General features: G+C 38.8%; 23 protein-coding genes. 4 read left to right on the top strand and 19 right to left on the bottom strand.

The features are described 5' to 3' along the window. Positions 1-162 precede the first annotated feature (162 nt). Positions 163-1,770, bottom strand: coding sequence for a ribonuclease Y (locus tag ADF62_RS06475; RefSeq protein WP_003095429.1), 1,608 nt, complete (start codon positions 1,768-1,770; stop codon positions 163-165). 143 nt (positions 1,771-1,913) lie between these two features. Between ADF62_RS06475 and ADF62_RS06470 the strand changes: the two genes are divergently transcribed. Continuing rightward, entirely contained in the window at positions 1,914-2,396 is a 483-nt protein-coding gene (locus tag ADF62_RS06470) for an S-ribosylhomocysteine lyase (RefSeq protein WP_002885585.1), read from the top strand. Positions 2,397-2,427: 31 nt separating this feature from the next. Here ADF62_RS06470 and ADF62_RS06465 read toward each other — a convergent pair whose 3' ends face one another. The 14 genes from ADF62_RS06465 to ADF62_RS06400 all read right to left on the bottom strand — a co-directional run bounded on the left by ADF62_RS06465 (position 2,428) and on the right by ADF62_RS06400 (position 13,963). Further along, positions 2,428-3,198 (bottom strand): acetyl-CoA carboxylase carboxyl transferase subunit alpha, encoded by a 771-nt coding sequence (locus tag ADF62_RS06465; protein WP_003097852.1) that lies wholly within the window; start codon positions 3,196-3,198, stop codon positions 2,428-2,430. Next, positions 3,195-4,061, bottom strand: coding sequence for an acetyl-CoA carboxylase, carboxyltransferase subunit beta (accD, locus tag ADF62_RS06460; protein ID WP_003097855.1), 867 nt, complete (start codon positions 4,059-4,061; stop codon positions 3,195-3,197). Before accD ends, ADF62_RS06465 begins: the two co-directional genes overlap by 4 nt. Positions 4,062-4,066: 5 nt before the next feature. After that, on the bottom strand, positions 4,067-5,437 hold the full coding sequence (locus tag ADF62_RS06455; protein ID WP_003095475.1) for an acetyl-CoA carboxylase biotin carboxylase subunit: 1,371 nt from the start codon (positions 5,435-5,437) through the stop codon (positions 4,067-4,069). Positions 5,438-5,556: 119 nt separating this feature from the next. Next, positions 5,557-5,982: a 3-hydroxyacyl-ACP dehydratase FabZ gene (gene fabZ / locus ADF62_RS06450; RefSeq protein ID WP_002885470.1), complete on the bottom strand. Its 426-nt coding sequence runs from the start codon at positions 5,980-5,982 to the stop codon at positions 5,557-5,559. Continuing rightward, the gene (accB, locus tag ADF62_RS06445) at positions 5,979-6,473 is read right to left on the bottom strand and encodes an acetyl-CoA carboxylase biotin carboxyl carrier protein (RefSeq protein WP_003097857.1); all 495 of its coding nucleotides are present in this window, start codon (positions 6,471-6,473) and stop codon (positions 5,979-5,981) included. Before accB ends, fabZ begins: the two co-directional genes overlap by 4 nt. A 3-nt stretch (positions 6,474-6,476) precedes the next feature. Further along, entirely contained in the window at positions 6,477-7,709 is a 1,233-nt protein-coding gene (gene fabF / locus ADF62_RS06440) for a beta-ketoacyl-ACP synthase II (RefSeq protein WP_003097858.1), read from the bottom strand. A 61-nt stretch (positions 7,710-7,770) separates the two neighbouring features. Continuing rightward, positions 7,771-8,505, bottom strand: a complete 735-nt coding sequence (fabG, locus tag ADF62_RS06435; protein WP_003097860.1) for a 3-oxoacyl-[acyl-carrier-protein] reductase — start codon at positions 8,503-8,505, stop codon at positions 7,771-7,773. 12 nt (positions 8,506-8,517) lie between these two features. Then, positions 8,518-9,438 (bottom strand): ACP S-malonyltransferase, encoded by a 921-nt coding sequence (gene fabD / locus ADF62_RS06430; RefSeq protein ID WP_048788389.1) that lies wholly within the window; start codon positions 9,436-9,438, stop codon positions 8,518-8,520. Positions 9,439-9,460: 22 nt separating this feature from the next. Next, positions 9,461-10,426 carry an enoyl-[acyl-carrier-protein] reductase FabK gene (gene fabK, locus ADF62_RS06425; RefSeq protein ID WP_048788388.1) on the bottom strand — a complete coding sequence of 322 codons (966 nt, stop codon included), beginning with the start codon at positions 10,424-10,426 and terminating at the stop codon, positions 9,461-9,463. Between the two features lie 105 nt (positions 10,427-10,531). After that, complete coding sequence (locus ADF62_RS06420; RefSeq protein WP_002885495.1) at positions 10,532-10,756, bottom strand: acyl carrier protein; 225 nt, start codon at positions 10,754-10,756, stop codon at positions 10,532-10,534. Between the two features lie 63 nt (positions 10,757-10,819). Beyond that, positions 10,820-11,782, bottom strand: coding sequence for a beta-ketoacyl-ACP synthase III (locus ADF62_RS06415; protein WP_048788387.1), 963 nt, complete (start codon positions 11,780-11,782; stop codon positions 10,820-10,822). Next, positions 11,782-12,216 (bottom strand): MarR family winged helix-turn-helix transcriptional regulator, encoded by a 435-nt coding sequence (locus ADF62_RS06410; protein WP_003097868.1) that lies wholly within the window; start codon positions 12,214-12,216, stop codon positions 11,782-11,784. Before ADF62_RS06410 ends, ADF62_RS06415 begins: the two co-directional genes overlap by 1 nt. A 103-nt stretch (positions 12,217-12,319) precedes the next feature. Further along, the gene (locus ADF62_RS06405; protein ID WP_003097871.1) at positions 12,320-13,111 is read right to left on the bottom strand and encodes an enoyl-CoA hydratase; all 792 of its coding nucleotides are present in this window, start codon (positions 13,109-13,111) and stop codon (positions 12,320-12,322) included. 213 nt (positions 13,112-13,324) lie between these two features. Further along, the gene (locus tag ADF62_RS06400) at positions 13,325-13,963 is read right to left on the bottom strand and encodes an HAD family hydrolase (protein ID WP_003097873.1); all 639 of its coding nucleotides are present in this window, start codon (positions 13,961-13,963) and stop codon (positions 13,325-13,327) included. 130 nt (positions 13,964-14,093) lie between these two features. On the opposite strand from ADF62_RS06400, the gene ADF62_RS06395 reads away from it, so the two are divergent. After that, entirely contained in the window at positions 14,094-15,452 is a 1,359-nt protein-coding gene (locus tag ADF62_RS06395) for an aspartate kinase (protein WP_003097874.1), read from the top strand. Positions 15,453-15,603: 151 nt separating this feature from the next. Here the strand turns inward: ADF62_RS06395 and asnA are convergent, their stop codons facing one another. Together asnA and rlmD are read right to left on the bottom strand one after the other, a co-directional pair. Further along, entirely contained in the window at positions 15,604-16,596 is a 993-nt protein-coding gene (gene asnA / locus ADF62_RS06390; RefSeq protein ID WP_048788386.1) for an aspartate--ammonia ligase, read from the bottom strand. 109 nt (positions 16,597-16,705) lie between these two features. Then, on the bottom strand, positions 16,706-18,061 hold the full coding sequence (gene rlmD / locus ADF62_RS06385) for a 23S rRNA (uracil(1939)-C(5))-methyltransferase RlmD (protein ID WP_003095334.1): 1,356 nt from the start codon (positions 18,059-18,061) through the stop codon (positions 16,706-16,708). Between the two features lie 34 nt (positions 18,062-18,095). On the opposite strand from rlmD, the gene recX reads away from it, so the two are divergent. Beyond that, positions 18,096-18,872: a recombination regulator RecX gene (gene recX, locus ADF62_RS06380; RefSeq protein WP_048788385.1), complete on the top strand. Its 777-nt coding sequence runs from the start codon at positions 18,096-18,098 to the stop codon at positions 18,870-18,872. Between the two features lie 70 nt (positions 18,873-18,942). After that, entirely contained in the window at positions 18,943-19,476 is a 534-nt protein-coding gene (locus ADF62_RS06375) for a nucleoside tri-diphosphate phosphatase (protein WP_003095447.1), read from the top strand. A gap of 29 nt (positions 19,477-19,505) precedes the next feature. On the opposite strand, the gene ADF62_RS06370 is transcribed toward ADF62_RS06375, so the two are convergent. Continuing rightward, positions 19,506-20,165 (bottom strand): DUF1803 domain-containing protein, encoded by a 660-nt coding sequence (locus tag ADF62_RS06370; RefSeq protein WP_048788384.1) that lies wholly within the window; start codon positions 20,163-20,165, stop codon positions 19,506-19,508. A 54-nt stretch (positions 20,166-20,219) separates the two neighbouring features. After that, the gene (locus ADF62_RS06365) at positions 20,220-21,152 is read right to left on the bottom strand and encodes a manganese-dependent inorganic pyrophosphatase (protein WP_003097884.1); all 933 of its coding nucleotides are present in this window, start codon (positions 21,150-21,152) and stop codon (positions 20,220-20,222) included. Between the last annotated feature and the right edge of the window lie 149 nt (positions 21,153-21,301).

The raw sequence follows: 21,301 nt of genomic DNA, 5'->3' as shown, positions 1-21,301 counted from the left end.
TAATAACTGTCAACTAAAAACAGTCAAAAAAAATCAAAATATTTCATTATAAAACGCAAACCTATCAAAATGAAGCAAGCTGATAAGAAAGTTAATACATTTTTAACACGGTAATCTTTTCAGTTTTACTGCAAAATAAAAAAGCCTTTCGGCTCTCTTATCTTATTTGGCATAATCAACCGCACGGAATTCACGAATGACTGTAACCTTAATATTTCCTGGGTAATCCAAGTTTTTCTCAATTTGTTCACGTACCTTGTGAGACAAGATTGTAACTTCATCATCTGAGATTTTATTTGGATGAACCATAATACGAATTTCACGACCAGCCTGAAGGGCAAAGCTTGTTTGAACACCGTCAAAGCTTGATGCAATCTCTTCCAGATCACGAAGACGTTTGACATAATTCTCAACGGATTCATTACGAGCTCCTGGGCGAGCCGAACTCAAAGCATCTGCTGCAGCTACAATAACTGCAATCACACTCTCAGGTTCCACATCTCCATGGTGGCTGGCAATGGCATTAACCACGACTGGGTGCTCTTTATACTTACGTGCAAACTCAGTACCAATCTCAACGTGACTACCTTCGACCTCTTTGTCAATAGCTTTCCCCATATCATGAAGGAAACCAGCACGACGAGCAAGAGCCACATTTTCACCCAATTCACCAGCCATGATACCTGCTAGTTTACCAACTTCAACTGAATGACGAAGTACGTTTTGACCATATGACGTACGGAACTGCAATCGTCCCATAATCTTGATTAGGTCAGGGTGGAGATTCATAGCCCCAATTTCGTAAGCTGCCTCTTCACCATATTCGCGGATACGGTTATCCATTTCCTGACGACTCTTCTCAACCAACTCCTCAATCCGAGCTGGGTGGATACGTCCATCTTTAATCAAGGCCTCGAGAGTCATACGTGCAATTTCACGACGAACTGGATCAAAACCAGAAAGGACAACCACTTCTGGAGTGTCGTCAATAATAACATCGATACCTGTTAAGCTTTCAAGCGTACGGATGTTACGCCCCTCACGTCCAATGATACGACCTTTCATATTGTCATCTGGAAGGTGAACAGTGGTTACTGTTTGTTCAGTAACATAATCTCCAGCCAAGCGTTGCATAGCTTGCGCCAACAAGTTTTTGGCCTTCTTATCAACAGTATCTTTAACCTGTGCTTCTGCATCTTTGATACGTGTTGCAATCTCATGAGTCAGATTATTCTCAGTCTCCGTTAAGATTACCTCACGCGCCTCTGCAATGGTCATCTGACCAACACGTTCAAGTTCAGCTTGCTTCTCAGCCTCCAACTGAGTCACATTCTCTTCACGCTCATTAAGATGTTTAGATTTGTCAGCAAGACTCTGCTCTTTTTTCTCAAGGGCGAGTTCTTTACTTGATAGATTTTCATCCTTACGATCAAGGCTGGTTGCACGTTCTGTTAAACGATTCTCCATTTGTTTAAGCTCTTGACGTTCAGATTTGAATTCTTTTTCAATATCTTCTCGATATTTTCTAGCTTCCTCTTTTGCCTCTAACAAGAACTCTTTACGTTGAGCCTTACTTTCGCGTTCAGCAGTTACACGCAGGTGGTCTGCATCATGTTCTGCCTGACTACGAAGGTTCACAGCGTCTTGTTCTGCCTTTAGCAAGGTAGTTTCTGCTTGTTCCTTAGCTTTGCTAAGTTTAATAGAAATTGCTAAATATCCAACGACTAAACCAATGAGTGCAAAGACAACTAAAATTATCATGTTTATCATGTCTTTACCTCAACTTTTCTAAGGTTTTCTTAAAGAAAACCACCTTCTAGTGTATCATATTTGCATCTATTACTCAAATAAATACTAGAACTTTAAGTTGATTTTATGGTATGATAACTTTATTAGAATAGGGAGGTATTATCATGCCAAAGGACGTTACTGTTGAAAGTTTTGAACTTGATCACACTATTGTTAAAGCACCTTATGTCCGTCTTATTTCAGAGGAAGTTGGACCTAAAGGAGATATCATTACAAACTTCGATATCCGTTTGATCCAACCTAACGAAAATAGTATCGATACAGGTGGTCTTCATACTATCGAACACCTGCTCGCTAAACTAATTCGTCAACGTATCGATGGACTTATTGATTGCTCACCATTTGGTTGCCGTACAGGTTTCCATATGATTATGTGGGGTAAACAAGATCCTACAGAAATTGCCAAAGTTATCAAATCTAGTCTTGAAGCTATTGCAAACGAAATTACTTGGGAAGATGTTCCAGGAACCACCATTGAATCTTGTGGTAACTATAAGGATCACAGCCTTCATTCAGCTAAGGAATGGGCTAAACTTATCCTTGAACAAGGCATCTCAGACCAAGCCTTCGAACGTCATACCGTCTAAAAAAACATTGGGAGTAATAACCCAATGTTTTTTAATATTTTCTAAAACGTTGATAACGCGCGTCAAGCAAGTCTTCTGTTGATAATTGGCTTAATTCTGCCAATTCATCTATGATAGCTGTCTTAATCGCTTCAATAATTTCACTAGTAAAGTAACCACGTTCTGGGATCACCTTATCAACGATTCCCATGTTAAGCAGCTCGCCTGATGTAATCTTCATCAACTCTGCTGCCTCTTCTGAACGCGAACCATCTTTCCAGAGAATGGTTGCAAACCCTTCAGGACTCAAGATAGAATAGACGGTATTTTCAAGCATCCAAACCTTATCAGCTACTGCCAAAGCAAGAGCACCGCCAGAACCACCTTCACCAATGATAATGGCAATAATTGGCACCTTAAGGTCACTCATTTCCATAAGGTTACGAGCAATAGCCTCACCCTGTCCACGTTCCTCTGCTCCGACACCAGGATAAGCACCTGCAGTATTGATAAAGGTAACAACTGGACGACCAAACTTTTCAGCCTGTTTCATGAGGCGAAGAGCCTTACGGTAGCCCTCTGGATGAGGTTGACCAAAGTTTCGATTGAGATTATCTTGGAGGTTTTTACCTTTTTGGATACCCACTACTGTAACGGCTTGGCCATTTAAGCGACCAATACCACCGATAACGGCACCATCATCACGGAAATTACGGTCACCATGAAGTTCGATGAAATCATCAAAGATTCCGTGGGCAAAGTCCAAAGCCGTTAAACGGCCTTGGTCACGCGCTTCTTTTAAAATACGTGCTACGTCGCTCATTGAACACCTCCATGGAATGATAAGAGTGTGGCAATAGTATCAGCCAACTCTGTACGTTTGACAATGGCATCAACAAAACCATGTTCCTGAAGGAACTCGGCCTTTTGAAAATCATCTGGCAAAGTTTCTCGAACTGTATTTTCAATGACACGACGACCTGCAAAGCCAATCAAAGTTTGTGGCTCAGCCAAGATGATATCGCCTTCCATGGCAAAACTTGCTGTAACCCCACCAGTGGTTGGATCTGTCAAGACAGTCAAGTACAACAAGCCAGCGTTCGAATGACGTTTTACTGCTGCTGATACCTTAGCCATTTGCATCAAACTCATGATTCCCTCTTGCATACGGGCACCACCAGAAGCTGTAAAAATAACAACTGGAAGTTTTTCAGAAATCGCATACTCAAAGAGTTTTGTGATTTTTTCACCAACAACAGTTCCCATTGAAGCCATGATAAAGTTAGAATCCATAATGGCCAAGGCTGTTTTTTGCCCCTTGATAGTTGCAACACCAGTCACAACAGCTTCATCAAGACCAGTTTTTTCCTTGGTAGCTGCTAGCTTCTCCATATAACCTGGGAAATTTAATGGGTTTTCAGTTTTAATACCTGTAAACAGTTCTTGGAAAGTTCCCTCATCAACCGTTAAATCAAGACGTTCTTTTGCTGAAATACGAAAGGTATAAGAACAGTTTGGACAGATTTTAGCTTGTCCCAAGTCCTTTTGATAAATAGCTTGCTTACAGCCAGGACATTTGGCAAAAAGCTCATCTGGTACTTCTGGCACCTGCTGATCAACCCCATTACGTACAGAACGGTTAGGATTGATACGGATATACTTTTCTTTTCGATCAAATAATCCCATAAACTTTATTCCTCACGATTCTGATATTCTGGTAGGAAAGTTTCCATCAAGAATGATGTGTCATAATCTCCAGCGATAACGCTACGATCTGAAATCAAATCCAACTGGAAGTCAGCATTTGTCACAACTCCATCGATTTCAAGTTCGTAAAGAGCACGTTGCATCTTCATGAGTGCCTCAAATCGATTTTCTCCATGAACAATGATTTTTGCAATCATTGAATCATAGTAAGGTGGAATGGTATAGCCTGGATAGACAGCACTGTCCACACGAAGGCCAACACCACCACTAGGCAGGTAGAGATTGCTAATTTTCCCTGGGCTAGGAGCAAAGTTGAACTTAGGATTTTCCGCATTGATACGACACTCAATGGCATGTCCCTTAATTTCAATGTCGTCTTGAGTCACAGATAATTTTTCACCTGCAGCAATACGGATTTGTTCTTTAACAATATCCACACCACTTACAAATTCAGTAACTGGGTGCTCAACTTGAACACGGGTATTCATTTCCATAAAGTAAAACTGACCTGATTTTTCATCAAGAAGAAACTCGATAGTACCCGCATTTTCATAATTAACAGCCTTAGCGGCACGGACAGCCGCTGAACCAATTTCGTGACGAAGTGTCTTACCAATAGCAACTGAAGGTGATTCTTCCAAAACCTTTTGGTTATTACGTTGAAGAGAGCAATCACGTTCACCTAGGTGAACAATGTTACCATAGCTATCTCCCAAAATTTGAACCTCAATATGACGAGCTGGGTAAATAACTTTCTCGATATACATTGCCCCATTACCAAAGGCTGCTTTAGCTTCCTGTGACGCAGATTCGAAGGCCGGAGCCAATTCTTCTTCAGTGTTGACCTTACGAATTCCTTTACCGCCACCACCTGCAGAAGCCTTAAGCATCACTGGGTAACCAAGGCGTTTGGCAACTTCTAAAGCCTCTTCAGCCGTAAAGACTTCACCATCTGAACCAGGGATTACAGGGACATTGGCCCTAATCATTTCAGCACGAGCATTGATTTTGTCACCCATCTTGTCCATGACTTTGCCTGAGGGACCAATAAACTTGATGTTCATTTCTTCACAGAGAGTGGAAAATTTAGAGTTTTCACTCAAGAAACCAAACCCTGGGTGAATAGCTTGAGCCTCAGTCACAATAGCAGCTGATAGGACACGATTCATATTCAAATAAGAATCAGTTGATCTTGCTGGACCAATACAGATAGCTTCATCAGCAAGCATAGTATGGAGAGAATCCCTATCCGCTTCAGAATAGATAGCAACTGTTTGGATTCCCAATTCACGCGCTGCACGGATAATACGAACTGCAATTTCACCACGATTGGCAATCAATAATTTTTTAAACATAAAACAAGATAACATCAGACATCTTTATAAGAGTCTGTGTTGATTTCCTTTCTATGTGATAGACCAATGTCTAAAGAAAAATCCTTTCCGACTGTCGCCAGAAGGATTTTCACAAAACATCAGCTTCCAATAGCAAAAGTCAAAGTACCTGATGCAGCAAGTTTACCATCGACTTCCGCTTTCGCTTCAACAACAGCAATTGTTCCACGACGTTTTACAAACTTAGCTGTCATAACAAGTTGGTCCCCTGGGACAACCTGTTTTTTAAATTTAACCTTATCCATACCTGCGTAAAAGACTAACTTACCTTTATTTTCAGGTTTTGACAATTCAAGAACACCAGCAGTTTGCGCAAGTGCTTCCATGATGAGAACACCTGGCATAACTGGGTATTGAGGAAAATGTCCATTGAAGAAAGGTTCATTGATAGTTACATTTTTAATAGCTGTGATTTCATCTTCTGAAACTTCTAAAACACGGTCAACCAAAAGCATTGGGTAACGGTGTGGCAAAGCCTCACGAATAGCATTAATATCAATTGTCATTTGATGCGTACCAATCCCTTTCCGTAGTCAACAACTTCTTCGTTTGTTACCAAGATTTCAGTGATAACACCATCTTTAGGTGCTGGCACTTCATTCATGACCTTCATAGCTTCAACAATAAGAAGCGTTTGACCTTTCTTAACAGTATCACCAACAGAAACAAAGGCTGGTTTTTCAGGTGATGGAGACAAGTAAGCCACACCAACAAGTGGACTTTCAACCACTTCACCTTCAGCAGCTTGAGCAGGAGCAGAAGCTTCTTCAACTGGTGTTGCTGGAGTTTCAACAGCGGCAGGTGCTGCTACTGGAGCAACTGGAGCTTGAGGAGCTGGCGCAACTACTTCAACTGTAGGAGCTACTGGAGCAGCTGTTACTGAACTTGTTTGATTTTTGCTCAAGTTCAATTCTTCACCGTTATTTTTGTATGAAAATTCACGTAAAGTTGATGCATCAAATTGAGCCAACAAATCTTTAATTTCAGAAATATTCATAGATTAGTCCTCCCAACGTTTGAAGGCAAGAACAGCATTGTGTCCACCGAAACCAAAAGTATTTGAGATGGCATACTTGATATCAGCTTCTTGACCTTGACCGTAGACAACATTCGCTTCGATGTAGTCAGACAATTCTTTGGTACCAGCAGTTTTCGGTACATAGCTATGACGAATAGCTTCGATTGTTGCAATCGCTTCAACGGCACCAGCAGCACCAAGCAAGTGTCCTGTAAATGATTTAGTAGATGAAACTGGAACATCTTTACCAAGTACAGACACAATAGCACCACTTTCTCCTTTTTCGTTGGCAGGTGTTGAAGTACCGTGAGCATTGACATAGTCAACATCTTCAGGTTTGATACCAGCTTCATTGATAGCCAATTTAATTGCTTTAGCAGCTCCTGAACCGTCTGGAGTTGGCGTTGTCATATGGTAGGCATCACAGTTTGATCCGTAACCAACAATCTCAACCAAGATGTTGGCACCACGTTTTTGCGCATGTTCCAAGCTTTCAATAACAAGAACCCCAGCACCTTCACCCATAACAAAACCATTACGGTCTTTATCAAATGGAATTGAAGAACGTTCTGGATCTTCTGTTGTTGAAAGGGCTGTAAGGGCATTGAAACCACCGATACCAATCTTAGTGATTGAAGCTTCAGCACCACCAGCCAAGACAACATCGTGCAAACCGAATTTAATTTCACGGAAGGCTTCACCGATAGCATCATTGGCAGAGGCACAGGCAGTTGTCACTGATTTACATACCCCTTGAGCACCAATCTTAAGAGCAATGTTCCCTGCACCCATGTTTGAGAGAGCTTTAGGAATAAACATTGGCTTGATACGTCTCATACCACGTTCATGCATGCGGATAATTTGATCTTCAAGTTCTTGCAAACCACCGATACCAGATGACACGATAACACCAACGCGATCACGATTTACTTCTTCCATGTTAAGTCCTGAATTTTCAAGAGCTTCCATAGCAGCATAAATCGCATAAAGTGAATAAGTGTCCATACGGTTAGTATCTTTTTTCACAAAATACTTGTCGAATGGGAAGTCTTGGATTTCACCAGCGTTAAAGACCGGGATTTCAGAAGCATCAAACTTAGTGATTGGCTTAATACCAATCTTACCGTCATGAAGACTGTTCCAAAATTCTTCTGGTGTATTACCGATTGGCGAGGTTACACCGTAACCTGTAACAACAACACGATTTGTAGACATATATATTCTCCTTTTGTCGGATGGATATTCTAGTAAATGATTTTTTGATATTGAAAATCAATTATTGCATGGTCATACCACCATCAATAGCGATTGTTTGACCTGTGAGATATTCTTGACTAGCCAAGAATGCTGCAACTTCAGCTACTTCTTCTGCTTGACCAATACGTTTCATTGGTACTTGAGCAATCATAGCATCTTTCATTTTCTCTGGAATAGCGTCAGTCATATCTGATTCAATGAAACCAGGAGCGATAGCATTGACACGGACACCACGGGCCGCAACTTCACGAGCTACTGATTTAGTGAAACCAATCAAACCAGCTTTTGAAGCTGCATAGTTAGCTTGACCAATATTCCCCATGATACCTACAACAGATGACATATTGATGATGGCACCTTGACGAGCCTTAGACATTGGTTTTAAGACAGCCTGTGTCATATTGAAAGCACCAGTCAAGTTGATTTTCAAGACACGTTCAAAATCTTCTTCACTCATCTTCAACATCAACTTATCGTTAGTGATACCAGCATTATTAACTAGCACATCAACACTACCAAGATTTTCAATAGCTTCAGCTACCATACGTTTAGCATCTTCACCGTTAGAAATATCACCTGAGATACCTACAACAGTTACACCATAATCTGCAAACTGTGCAAGCAAGTCCTCAGAGATTTCAGAACGTCCATTTAGAACAACATTGGCACCAAGACTAGCAAATTTGTGTGCCACAGCTAATCCAATTCCACGTGTTGAACCTGTTACAAAAACATTTTTATTCTTAAGTTCCATGTTTACCTCGTTTTAAGCATTAAGAAGGGCATCAAGACTAGCTTGATCTTCAACATTATGAGTTGGTAGGGTTTTATCAATTTTCTTCAAGAAACCTGACAAAACTTTTCCTGGACCAATCTCAATTACTTCATCTACACCAAATTCTTGGATAGTGGCAATCGAATCATAAAAACGTACAGGTTCCATCACCTGACGAGCCAAAAGAGCTTTGATGTCTTCTGACTTCATAATTTGAGCCTCAGTATTACCTACCAAAGGGAGAGCAAAGTCATTAAATGACACTTTCTCCAGTTCTTCTGCCAATTTTTGACTAGCTGATTCAAGTAAAGCTGTATGGAATGGACCTGATACATTAAGAGGAATCAAGCGTTTTGCACCAGCTTCTTTAAGCAATTCCACAGCATAATCAACAGCCTCAACTTCACCACCAATAACAATTTGTGCTGGAGTATTATAGTTAGCAGGCGTTACTACACCCTTTTCAGATGCTTTCTGACAAATCTCTTCAATCAGACTTTGATCTGTATTCATGACAGCAACCATTTCCCCACTTCCAGCAGGAGCCGCTGTTTCCATGAATTCTCCACGTTTAGCAACCAAAGCTACTGCATCCTCAAATGAGAGTGCTCCAGCCGCAACTAGGGCAGAATATTCACCCAAAGACAGGCCAGCAACAATATCAGGAGTGATTCCATTTTCTTCCAAGAGACGATAAATGGCTACTGACGTTGTCAAAATAGCTGGTTGAGTATAGCGTGTCTGATTAAGTTTTTCTTCGTTAGAATCAATCAATTCACGCAAATCATAACCTAGAATACGACTAGCCGTATCAAATGTCTCTTTGACAACGGGATAAGTCGCATACAAATCGCTCGCCATGCCCAATTTCTGAGCCCCTTGACCAGCAAATAAGAACGCACGTTTTGTCACTATCCTAATCCTTTCGACGTTTTTAGACGTTTACATCTGCCCAACGAGCAGCCTCTTCTTTAATTACCTTTGCAGCACCTGTGTACAAATCTTCCAAGATTTCTGCACACGTTTCTTCTTTACGAACAAGACCTGCAATTTGTCCAGCCATAACTGAACCATATTCCACATCTCCATCAACAACGGCATTACGAAGTGCACCTGCACCAAGCTCTTCAATTTCCTCTTGAGTTTTCTTGCCAGCTAAGAAATCTTTTTCAGCCTGATTGTACTCTGTAGCCAACTTATTCTTAATGGCACGAACAGGGTGTCCTACAACAGAAGCAGAAATCACAGTATCGATATCTTTAGCCTTCAAAATCTTATCCTTGAAGTTTTGGTGAGCGTTAGATTCCTTGGCAACAGCGAAACGCGTACCAACCTGCACAGCTTCTGCTCCAAGCATGAGAACAGCAGCCATACCACGTCCATCAGCAACACCACCAGCCCCAACAACCGGGATAGATACCGCATCTGCAACTTGTCGAACAAGAGCCATAGTTGTCAATTTACCGATATGGCCACCAGCTTCCATACCTTCTGCGACAACAGCATCCGCTCCCAATTTTTCCATACGTTTAGCGAGTGCAACCGATGGAACAACTGGGATTACTGTAATTCCAGCTTCGTGAAAACGTTCCATATATTTACCTGGGTTTCCTGCACCAGTTGTAACAACTTTTACACCTTCTTCAATAACAAGGTCAACAATATCGTCAACAAATGGCGACAAAAGCATAATATTAACACCGAATGGCTTGTCAGTGATTTGTTTTACTCTGTCAATATTAGCTTTTACCACTTCTTTAGGGGCATTACCGCCACCAATAATTCCGAGTCCACCAGCATTTGAAACGGCTCCAGCCAAGTCACCATCAGCAACCCAGGCCATACCACCTTGGAAGATTGGATATTTAATTCCTAACAGTTCTGTAATACGAGATTTCATTTTTCACCTTTTTTCGATTTTCTAATCAAATAAATAGTTTAATAATCAAAGTAATTGTATAAACAAAGGAGAATATCCCTAATAAGAATATTCTCTATGACCTGCTTATTTAGTTTTCTCTTCTACGTAAGCAACAAGGTCACCAACAGTGTTAAGACCTTCTTCAGTTTCGATTTGAATATCGAATTCATCTTCGATTTCTGAAATAACTTGGAATACATCAAGTGAATCAGCATCAAGTTCGTCAAAAGTAGTTTCTACTTTTACTTCTTCTGCATCTTTCCCAAGTTCTTCAACAATGATTTCTTGTACTTTTTCAAATACTGCCATTTTATTTTCTCCTTTAAGATAAATATATTTCTTATAATCTATGCTGGTGCATAATTTATATAACTAGATTTTAACAATTAGACTGCCCCATGTCAAACCCCCGCCAAAACCTGAGAGAAGAATTGTTTGATCACTGCCTAATTGAAGAGTCCCATTCGACACATTTTCAGAAAGCAAGATTGGAATACTTGCCGCACTGGTATTACCATAAGACATCATGTTAGCCAGAAATTTATCACGACTGACATCAATTTTCTTAGCCATAATATCCAAAATACGAATATTGGCTTGATGAAGAAGGAAGTAATCAGGATCACCTTTTTCTTCAACCAATGCTTTAATACTCTTCGAAACAGTCTTCACAGCAAAATCAAAAATTGCTTTACCATCCATTTGCATATAGGGATTAGGTTGCTCAGTACCATCAGAATAAGGCGAAATAACTGCAGAGGCTCCTGACTCAAGACCGCCCTTGCTACCGTCGGTATTTAAAGATTCACCAAAAAAATGTTCTTCTTCAGATTCTTCTAATAAAACACCGCCAGCACCATCTCCAAAAAGAACTGCTGTTGTACGATCAGACCAGTCTAAAGTTTTTGAAAGAACTTCAGCACCAATGACTAAACCTTTTTTGTAAGCACCTGACTTTATCAATTTTTCTGCGGTTGCTAAAGCAAAGACAAAACCACTACATGCCGCAGTAATATCAAAGGCAAAGGCATTGACTGCTCCAATTATTCCTTGAACACGTGCTGCCACTGACGGCATTGAGTTATCAGGAGAAATCGTTGCAACTAAAACAAAGTCTAGCTCTTCGGGAGATAATCCCGACTTTTCCAACAGCTGATAAGCAACATTGGTAGCTAAATCACTGGTATTCTCATTTAATGAAATGCGACGTTCTTGAATCCCTGTACGTGAGCGAATCCACTCATCACTGGTATCCATGATTTTAGATAGGTCATCATTGGTCACGACCTGAGCAGGTGCATAATGGGCAACCTGACTAATTTTTGCAAATGCCATTATTTTAACTCCTCAAGAAAGGCATGGAGATTTTCCAAGCCCTTGCTCATAACCTTTAATTCCTCGTCGTTAAAGCCTTCTGTAATCCGCATCACCATTGATTTATGGAAACCACGGTGAAGACGATATACCAGACGACCTTTTTTAGAAAGTGATAGATGGACCACACGACGATCAACAGATGATCGCGTACGAATAATATATCCTTTCTTTTCAAGTTTATTGAGAGAAGTTGTTACAGTACCAAGAGTTAACATAAGCTCTCTAGCAACTGCACTTGGGGTCGTATCTGAGTGTGTACCAATCACATCAATGGTATGCATTTCCTTGAGGGAAACATCATTAAACTTTGAATTTTTCAAACTTGCTTCTTCGATAATAACGACGTTATTAAAAATATCAACAAGATAGCCATTAATTTTATCGTAATTCACACCAGACTCCTTTCAATAAGATTTGATTTTCAAATTATATCAGACTCAAACTAATTTAGCAAGTCCAATTTGAAAGCTTTAGTTTTAATTTCTGAAAACAAGTTTATTTCCCTTGGAATTTAGGACGGCGACGCTCACTATAAGCACGTACACCTTCTTTAAAGTCCTCTGTAAATGCAAGAGATTTCTGCAAATCAAGCTCCAGCTTAGCATAATTTTCCCAACCTGCAAATTCAGATTCCCAAACCATTTCTTTAATTGCTTTGAATGAATTAACTGAAGAACGATTTAATTTCTTAATTAACTGACTCACTGTTTTCTCAAGCTTTTCTGAATCGACTACCTTGTAAGCAATTCCCCAATCTAAAGCTTTCTCAGCTGACACAGGCTCTCCTGTCATGGTAATTTGAGTAGCACGATTAATACCAATTGAACGAGTCAAAAGGTAAAGACCACCAGCATCAGGGGCCAAACCAACACCTACGAAAGCTTGAATAAATTTAGCTTTTTCAGATGCAATTGTAAAATCTGCTGCAACTGCTAAGTTAGCAGCAGCACCTGCACAGGGGCCATCAACAACCATGATGACTGGCTTAGGCAATTTTTTAAGAGCAAAAGAAATTTCATTCACTTGCTCAGCAATACGAACCAAAGATTGTACATCATCTACAGCAACAGCTTTTTTCATTTGATCAAGGTCTCCACCGACAGAAAAGACTTTCCCATTAGCATTGATAACCAAGAACTTCACAGATGCATCTTGCCCTGCTTCCTCGATTGCAGCCATAATCTCATCACAAACTGGAATGTTAAATCCATTTTGCACTTCAGGGCGATTGAGAGTTAATGTTGCCACTCCCTCCTCAACACTATAAAGAATCGTTTCGTAAGCCATTTTAGCACTCCTTCCGACAACTAGTTACTATATCAAAACCGCATCTTATTTGATTTCTTATCATAATTTCATTTGACTAATAGATAATTTGATAATCAAATTATCTATTAGTTATTTCCTAGTATACCATAGTCCACCTAAAGGTCAACATAAACTTAGATTTTTTTAATTTCACACATCAAAACACCGAGAAGAAAAGCTCGGTGTTGTTTTCTAATTTATTAAGTCTAAAACATCTGTAAGACTATCCAATAAACCTTTTGCAGCACTTTGATCCATACCAAACCGATTATCTTTAATCGCCCAGACCTCTACACCTGCAGCTACTCCAGCAGCAATTCCTTTTTCACTATCTTCAATGATAAGAGCACGATTTGCTTGCACGTTTAATTGCTTTAACGCTGTCAAATAAATCTCTGGATTGGGTTTACTATCTTTGAATTCCTCTCCTGAGAGAACAACATCAAAGAAACCTTGCAAACGATTTTCCTCCAAAGCTCTAAAGATATCTGCTTTCACTGAGCTAGAGGCTAAGCCTATTTTCAACCCTTGAGATTTCACTTCATTTAAAACCTTTAAAACATCAGGAAAAATTAATTCTTTATAGGGTAAGGGATTATTTTGTTTATAAGTATTGTACTCTTCTTGTAAAGTTGACACATCCCACTTATCATAATCATCTCTGAGAATATTTTCCCAAACCTGCTTAGTATTTCCACCTATAAAGAAAGACGGGGGTAAATGATCTATTGAAATACCTTTTTGGCCTAAAAAACTTGCCCGTCGATCATAATAATATTTTTCAGTGTCAAAAAGGACACCATCCATATCAAAAATAATTGCCTCTACCACGGGATATCCTCCTTTTCTTCCTTTATTGTATCATAATCAGACTAAATCTTAGTCGTTTTTAAAAACAATGTGACAAATTGTCAGAATTTTGCTATAATTGTAGAGTAATTTATAATTTTTTGGAGTAACTATGAAAGTCATCAAATTTGGCGGAAGCTCACTCGCTTCAGCAACACAATTAGAAAAAGTCTTAAACATTGTAAAATCTGACCCTGAACGCCGCTTTGTCGTTGTCTCTGCCCCTGGTAAACGTAACGATGAGGATACCAAAGTTACAGACGCCCTAATTAAATACTACAAACACTATATAAAGGGTGCTGATGTTAAAGCTGACCAAGAATGGATTATTAACCGCTACCAAGCTATGGTTGATGAACTAGGTTTCAAATCAAAAGAGATAGTAAACATTTCTAAAGCTATTACTGACCTCGCTACGCTTCCTATCGAAGATAACAATTTCCTCTATGATACCTTCCTAGCTGCTGGAGAGGACAATAATGCAAAATTAATTGCTGAATATTTCCGCAACAACGATATTGAAGCACGCTACGTTCATCCTCGCGAAGCTGGTATCTTGGTCTCAAGTGAGCCAGGCAACGCCCGTATTCTTCCAGGTTCATATGATAAGTTAGAAGAACTTCGTGAATCAGATGAGGTTCTGATTATTCCTGGATTCTTTGGGGTCACCTCTGATAATCAAATTTGTACATTCTCACGAGGAGGCTCTGATATCACAGGCTCTATCGTAGCTGCAGGTGTTAAAGCCGACCTATATGAAAACTTTACAGATGTAGATGGTATTTTCGCAGCCCACCCAGGTGTAGTACATGAACCGCACTCTATTCCAGAGTTGACTTACAAAGAAATGCGTGAGTTGGCATATGCTGGATTCTCGGTTCTTCATGATGAAGCTCTCCTCCCAGCATATCGTGGTAAGATTCCATTAGTTATCAAGAACACCAATAATCCGGACCACCCAGGCACACGTATTATTCTTGAACACCAGGGAGCAACCGTTCCAGTTGTTGGTATTGCTAGCGATGACAAGTTTGTCAGCATCAATATGAGTAAATACCTCATGAACCGCGAGGTAGGTTTCGGACGTAAGGTGCTACAAATCTTGGAAGATTTAAACATCCGTTGGGAACACATGCCTTCTGGAATTGATGACCTTTCAATCATCATTCGAGAACGTGAACTTACCCCAATCAAAGAACAAGAAATTCTCTCTTACTTGACGCGTGAACTTGGTGTTGATGAAGTTGAAATTGAACATGGCCTTTCTATCCTCGTGATTGTTGGTGAAAATATGAGAGACCACATCGGTGTTACAGCGACAGCGGCCAAAGCACTCTCTGAAAAACACATTAACCTTGAAATGATTTCTCAGGGATCAAGTGAAGTTTCTGTCATGTTTGTAATTGAAACTGAACAAGAGAAAGAGGCCGTTAGAGCGCTCTATGACGCATTTTTCCGTAGCAACAACTAATTTTATAACCTATCTCCTACAAGGGATAGGTTTTTCTTTATAATGAAAATATATTCAACTCTCACGATACCTAGTCCAATAACACATTTTCTAATCAATAATGCACAATTTATTCCAAATTAAAAAGCACTAACTTTCGTTAGTACTCTTTTTACAAGATATTTTCGTAAGTTTCACGAACGGCATCTGGCCAAACTGAAGTTTGAACCTCACCGATATGTTTCTTACGTAGCAAGAACATAGCCATGCGTGATTGACCAATACCACCACCAATTGTTAGTGGGAATAAGCCATGTAACAAGGCTTGGTGCCAATCCAATTTCAAACGATCTTGGTCGCCAGTAATTTCAACCTGACGTTTAAGTGCATCTTCATCAACACGAATCCCCATTGATGATAACTCAAAAGCATGTCCTAATTGCTCATTCCAAACCAAAATATCTCCATTCAAACCATGATAACCGTTCTCAGACTCAGTTGTCCAGTCATCATAGTCAGGTGCACGACCATCATGCGGTTTCCCGTCAGGAAGTACACCACCAATACCAATCAAGAATACAGCACCATATTCTTTAGTAATAGCATCTTCACGCTCTTTTGGTGTCAAATCAGGGTACTTCTCAACAAGCTCTTCTGAATGGATGAAGGTAATTTTCTTAGGTAAGATGGCTTCAATATCGTAACGTGCCTCAACAGCAAGCTCAGTCAAACGAATGACTTTGTAGATTGTCTCGACGGTTTCCTTCAAATACGCAATATTACGATGTCCATCAGGAATAACCTTTTCCCAATCCCATTGGTCAACATAAACAGAGTGCGTTGCATCCAATGAGTCTTCATCTGGACGAAGAGCCTTCATATTAACCACAAGCCCTTCACCTTCATTAAAACCAAAACGAGCCAAAGTGTGGCGTTTCCATTTTGCTAATGAGTGAACAACTTCGTATGTCGCGTCAGGAATCTGAAGTACATTAACAGTTACAGGATTTTCAATACCACTTAAATTATCCTGCATACCATCCCCGACCTTACTCAAAATAGGCCCTTGCACTTCAACGACGTCAAGTTTATCAATTAAATACCGTGTGAAAGTATTTTTAACAAAAGAAATTTCCTTTTGTTGATGAATGAAGCTCTTCTTCATACGCTCCTCCTTAAAAAAATCGATAAGCCTATTATACTCCTATTTTTTAGAAAAATAAAGAAATTTTCCAACAATTTTGAAAATTTCTTGTTTTTTATGTTAGGTTTTGTCACATTTTCTTAGTTAGCTTCACAACTGCTTCTGTCCGAGCAGTATGAGGAAACATATCTACCGACTGAATATAGTTCACATCATAAACCTTAGCTAAAGAAACCAGATCTCTAGCTAAAGTAGACACATTACATGAAACATATACCATTTTTTTAGGAGTATATTCCAGTATAGTTTTGAGTAACTTATCATCCAAACCCGTTCTCGGTGGATCCACAATAAGAGCATCTGCTCGATAACCTTCCTTGTACCAACGTGGAATGATATCTTCTGCTTTCCCCACCTCATAGTGAGTATTTCCCAGGCCAAGTGATTTGGCATTCTTCCTAGCATCCTCAATAGCCTCAGGAATGATATCCATACCGCGAATACTCTTTACCTTATTTACAAAAGCAAGTCCAATAGTACCAACCCCACAATAAGCATCAATAAGGTGTTCATCCTTATCCACTTCCAAAGCTTCAACGGCCTGACTATAGAGCACTTCAGTTTGCTTAGGGTTCAACTGGTAAAAGGCACGAGGAGAAAGTGCGAAGTTATAGTCCAGCACCTCTTCTTGGATTGTATCTTGACCCCAGATAATTTCCGTCTCTTGGCCATAAATCTCACTGGATTTCGAATAGTTATAATTGATAGCAACTGTTACAATTTCAGGATAACGTAAAGTTAACTCCTTCACCAACTTAGTCAAAGAAACAGACTTAGATGTTACAAAAATTAGCTGGACCTGATTAGACCCTAAAGCACGTCGTATCATAACTGTGCGAATCCCAGAAATTTTGCGCTCATTATAAATCGGTAACTTGTATTTATCTAGCAAACTTGTAACCTTATTCATCATCGCTTGCGTTAACTCATCTTGAACCAGGCAATCATCAATATTGATTAGTCGATGACTTCCTTCCGCAAATAAGCCTGCTTTAACTGAGCCACCAAAAGAACGTGTTTGAAATTGTAGTTTAGCACGATAATGTTGTGGTTGCTCCATCCCAATTGTTGGACGAATCTCATAAGACTCAAAATTAGCCGGTTTGAACTTTTTCAAGGCTTGTCCTAACAGATCCGTTTTAAACTCTAATTGTTTATCATAACGAAGATGCATCAACTGGCAACCACCACACTCTTCATAGACACCACATTCAGGTTCAACACGAAACTTGGAAGCTTTATTAATCTTTAATAGTTTTGCCAGAACAAAGTTTCTCTTAACCGAAACAATCTGACAAAATACCTCTTCCCCCTTCAAAGCTCCAGGAACAAAAACCAGTGTTTTTTTATAAAAACCAATGCCCTCACCATTGATCCCCATGCGTTTAATCTTAAGAGGGATACGTTGTTTCACTTGTAAATTCATACTACCATTCTAACATTTTGATATAATAATAACTATGAAAATCACAAAAATCGAAAAGAAAAAAAAACTCTATCTCGTCGAGATAGACCAAAAAGAGAGTCTCTATGTTACAGAAGACACCGTCGTCAAGTACATGTTAACAAAAGAAAAGACACTAAGTAAAAATCAGCTAGAAGATATTAAAAACTTTGCGCAGTTCTCACATGGTAAAAATCTGGCCCTCTATTTTATTTCCTTTAAACAACGTACGGAAAAAGAAGTAAGAGATTATCTTTTTAAGCATGAAATAAATCCACATATAATTCCCCAAATCATTGATAATCTAAAGAAAGACCATTGGATTGATGATTATAAACTTCTAGAAAGCCTAGCTCAACAGAATTTAAATTCCGGAGATAAAGGTGCCTATGTCTTGAAGCAAAAATGGCTACAAAAAGGCTGTGAGAAACAAGTCATTGACGAGGTATTAACCCAGTTTGATTTCTCGGAAGTAGCAATTAAAGTAGCTTCAAAATTATTAAGAAAATATCAAGGAAAATTACCAACCAAATCTCTAAAGGATAAATTGACTCAGAACCTCATTAATAAAGGCTTTGCATTCCAAGAAAGTAAGCAAGCTATTGACCAACTAGAACTAGAAGCCGATGAAGAAAATGAACAAACTCTCCTTTATAAAGAAATAGAAAAACAATATCAAAAATTTAGTAAAAAATACGACGGTTATGAACTTAAGCAGCGCTTGACACAATCTTTAGCCAGAAAAGGTTATGACTTTGATGCCATAGCATCCGCTCTAAGAGAATATTTATAGGAATTTCCCCTCTTTTCACAAAATTATGATACAATAGTGGGGATAACCCTTATTGTAGAAAGAGAACGCCATGAAATTACCAAAAGAAGGCGACTTTATCACAATTCAAAGTTATAAGCATGATGGTAGTTTGCACCGTACTTGGCGCGATACTATGGTACTAAAGACAACTGAGAATGCTGTTATTGGCGTTAACGACCACACCCTCGTTACTGAAGCAGACGGAAGACGATGGGTAACACGTGAACCTGCTATTGTTTATTTCCACAAAAAATACTGGTTTAATATTATAGCCATGATTAGGGATAACGGCATTTCCTACTACTGCAATTTAGCCAGTCCCTATGTTTTGGACCAAGAAGCGCTAAAATATATTGACTATGACCTAGATGTCAAAGTCTTCGCTGATGGTGAAAAAAAATTGCTAGATGTAGATGAGTATGAAACACATAAAAAAGAAATGCATTACTCTCCTGATATTGACTATATCTTAAAGGAACATGTTAAAATCTTAGTAGATTGGATTAACAATGGTAAAGGGCCATTTTCACAATCTTATGTTAACATCTGGTACAAACGTTATCTTGAACTAAAGAATCGTTAAAGTTGTCATAAAAAAGACTAGTAATAAAACTAGTCTTTTTTTGCACAAAATACTAATGCTTCTGAGTCTAAATCCATATTTAGAATATAACTCCCATCTTCTACTTGAACAAGATATCCTAATAATTCTAAAGCATCAACAAAAATATTCCTCCTTTTTTGAAGTGCATATTCCTTCCTAACGTATTTTAAAAGAAAAGTCGTAACATTTTTTAAAAAATATTCAGGATTAACATCCCCTAATATATCATATAATCTATTCTGCTCTTCCGATAATGGTAGATTTTCTCTTAATTTATAGAAATAGTTTGAAATTGTAAGATCATCTCTCGTGATACTCGTTTGTTCAATAATGACAACTTCATTAGTAGAATTACTTATCTCAGTAACAAATCTACGATTTAATAGTTCTAAATAACAAGTAGAATCATCATTAATAAAAAAATGCTGATCTAAATCAATTTTAGAAGAATCTGACACAAGACTAATTAATAAACGATAACGTTTCTCGAAACGTTCAATATAGCCTGCTTTTACAAACTCCTCAATTAATTTATCGATATTCTTTTGAAAAGGAAACTGCCTTTTTATTGCTCTCAGCGTCACAGGCTGATTAAGATATAGATAATTCACTATTTCCATAAAAAGAGTTTGCTTACATAGTTTGTTTGGGTTAAATTGTATTATCATAAGAAGTATTATACCATTATTCAGACCACTAAAAAAAGGCCTGACGGCCTAATTTTATGCATTAAAGCTTTCAGTCAACTGTGGTACTACTTGTTTCTTACGAGAAACGGCACCTTCAAGGAAAGCATGATTATTTTCCAAAACAAAATCAAAAGCATTTTCAACTTTATCAGTATTTGAACCAAGTGTAAGAATTTCTGAATTTGAATTAAGAATATCAGTAATCATTAACACAAAGTCAGAGTATCCATTGCTTTTAATTGAGTCAGTAATAGCTTCTTCGATTTCCTCTTGACGAGAAAGAACATCGGCAATATCAACTGTATTAACCTGTGCAACACGAACTTGATTACCATTCAATTCAAAAGTTTTTGCATCAATATCAATAAGTTCTTCAGCAGATTTAGAAGAAAGATTAGTACCAGCTTTAAGCATAGCAAGTCCATATTCTTCCAAATTAACACCAGCAATTTCTGCAAGTTCAGCTGCTACTCCAGGGTCTGAAGCATGGGTAGTTGGAGATTTAAGAAGAAGAGTATCAGAAATCAAACCTGACAAGAGCAAACCAGCGACATCTTTAGGAACTTCAACATTATTTTCTTTAAACATGCGATAAACAATCGAAGAAGCTGAACCTACAGGTTCTAAACGCATCATTAATGGATTAGCTGTCTCAAAGTTAGCCACACGGTGGTGATCCACTACTTCAATAACTTCTACTTCCTTAATATCTGAAATAGATTGTTGAAACTCATTATGGTCAGTAAGAATAACTTGATTTACACCCTCTGACTGTGCTGACTCAACAACACGAGGAGCATCTACAGAAAAATAGTCAAGTACAAAAGCAGTCTCTTCATTTGGAGTACCCAAAGCAACAGCCTCAGCATCAACACCAAGTTGGCGTTTCAAATAAGCGTAACCATAAGAAGAACCAATAGCATCAGAATCAGGATTTTGGTGACCAAACACAAAAACTTTAGACATATATTCACCTCAAAAATAATATTATACTATATTATAACATATAAGAAAAAGAAACAAAATAAAAAGAGTAACCTAAGTTACTCAAGTATAGTCCGTACGGGATTCGAACCCGTGTTACCGCCGTGAAAAGGCGGTGTCTTAACCCCTTG

Origin of the sequence: Streptococcus sp. 1004_SSPC (assembly GCF_001069025.1) — a bacterium.
GTDB lineage: Bacteria > Bacillota > Bacilli > Lactobacillales > Streptococcaceae > Streptococcus > Streptococcus vestibularis.
This window is presented reverse-complemented; position numbering and strand designations above follow the sequence as displayed.

Coding starts and splice junctions, on each gene's coding strand:
- ADF62_RS06475 (WP_003095429.1), bottom strand. CDS start 1,770: ATGATAAACATGATAATTTTAGTTGTCTTTGCACTCATTGGTTTAGTC.
- ADF62_RS06470 (WP_002885585.1), top strand. CDS start 1,914: ATGCCAAAGGACGTTACTGTTGAAAGTTTTGAACTTGATCACACTATT.
- ADF62_RS06465 (WP_003097852.1), bottom strand. CDS start 3,198: ATGAGCGACGTAGCACGTATTTTAAAAGAAGCGCGTGACCAAGGCCGT.
- accD (WP_003097855.1), bottom strand. CDS start 4,061: ATGGGATTATTTGATCGAAAAGAAAAGTATATCCGTATCAATCCTAAC.
- ADF62_RS06455 (WP_003095475.1), bottom strand. CDS start 5,437: ATGTTTAAAAAATTATTGATTGCCAATCGTGGTGAAATTGCAGTTCGT.
- fabZ (WP_002885470.1), bottom strand. CDS start 5,982: ATGACAATTGATATTAATGCTATTCGTGAGGCTTTGCCACACCGTTAC.
- accB (WP_003097857.1), bottom strand. CDS start 6,473: ATGAATATTTCTGAAATTAAAGATTTGTTGGCTCAATTTGATGCATCA.
- fabF (WP_003097858.1), bottom strand. CDS start 7,709: ATGTCTACAAATCGTGTTGTTGTTACAGGTTACGGTGTAACCTCGCCA.
- fabG (WP_003097860.1), bottom strand. CDS start 8,505: ATGGAACTTAAGAATAAAAATGTTTTTGTAACAGGTTCAACACGTGGA.
- fabK (WP_048788388.1), bottom strand. CDS start 10,426: ATGAAATCTCGTATTACAGAACTGTTAGGAATTAAATATCCAATCTTC.
- ADF62_RS06420 (WP_002885495.1), bottom strand. CDS start 10,756: ATGGCAGTATTTGAAAAAGTACAAGAAATCATTGTTGAAGAACTTGGG.
- ADF62_RS06415 (WP_048788387.1), bottom strand. CDS start 11,782: ATGGCATTTGCAAAAATTAGTCAGGTTGCCCATTATGCACCTGCTCAG.
- ADF62_RS06405 (WP_003097871.1), bottom strand. CDS start 13,111: ATGGCTTACGAAACGATTCTTTATAGTGTTGAGGAGGGAGTGGCAACA.
- ADF62_RS06395 (WP_003097874.1), top strand. CDS start 14,094: ATGAAAGTCATCAAATTTGGCGGAAGCTCACTCGCTTCAGCAACACAA.
- asnA (WP_048788386.1), bottom strand. CDS start 16,596: ATGAAGAAGAGCTTCATTCATCAACAAAAGGAAATTTCTTTTGTTAAA.
- rlmD (WP_003095334.1), bottom strand. CDS start 18,061: ATGAATTTACAAGTGAAACAACGTATCCCTCTTAAGATTAAACGCATG.
- recX (WP_048788385.1), top strand. CDS start 18,096: ATGAAAATCACAAAAATCGAAAAGAAAAAAAAACTCTATCTCGTCGAG.
- ADF62_RS06375 (WP_003095447.1), top strand. CDS start 18,943: ATGAAATTACCAAAAGAAGGCGACTTTATCACAATTCAAAGTTATAAG.
- ADF62_RS06370 (WP_048788384.1), bottom strand. CDS start 20,165: ATGATAATACAATTTAACCCAAACAAACTATGTAAGCAAACTCTTTTT.
- ADF62_RS06365 (WP_003097884.1), bottom strand. CDS start 21,152: ATGTCTAAAGTTTTTGTGTTTGGTCACCAAAATCCTGATTCTGATGCT.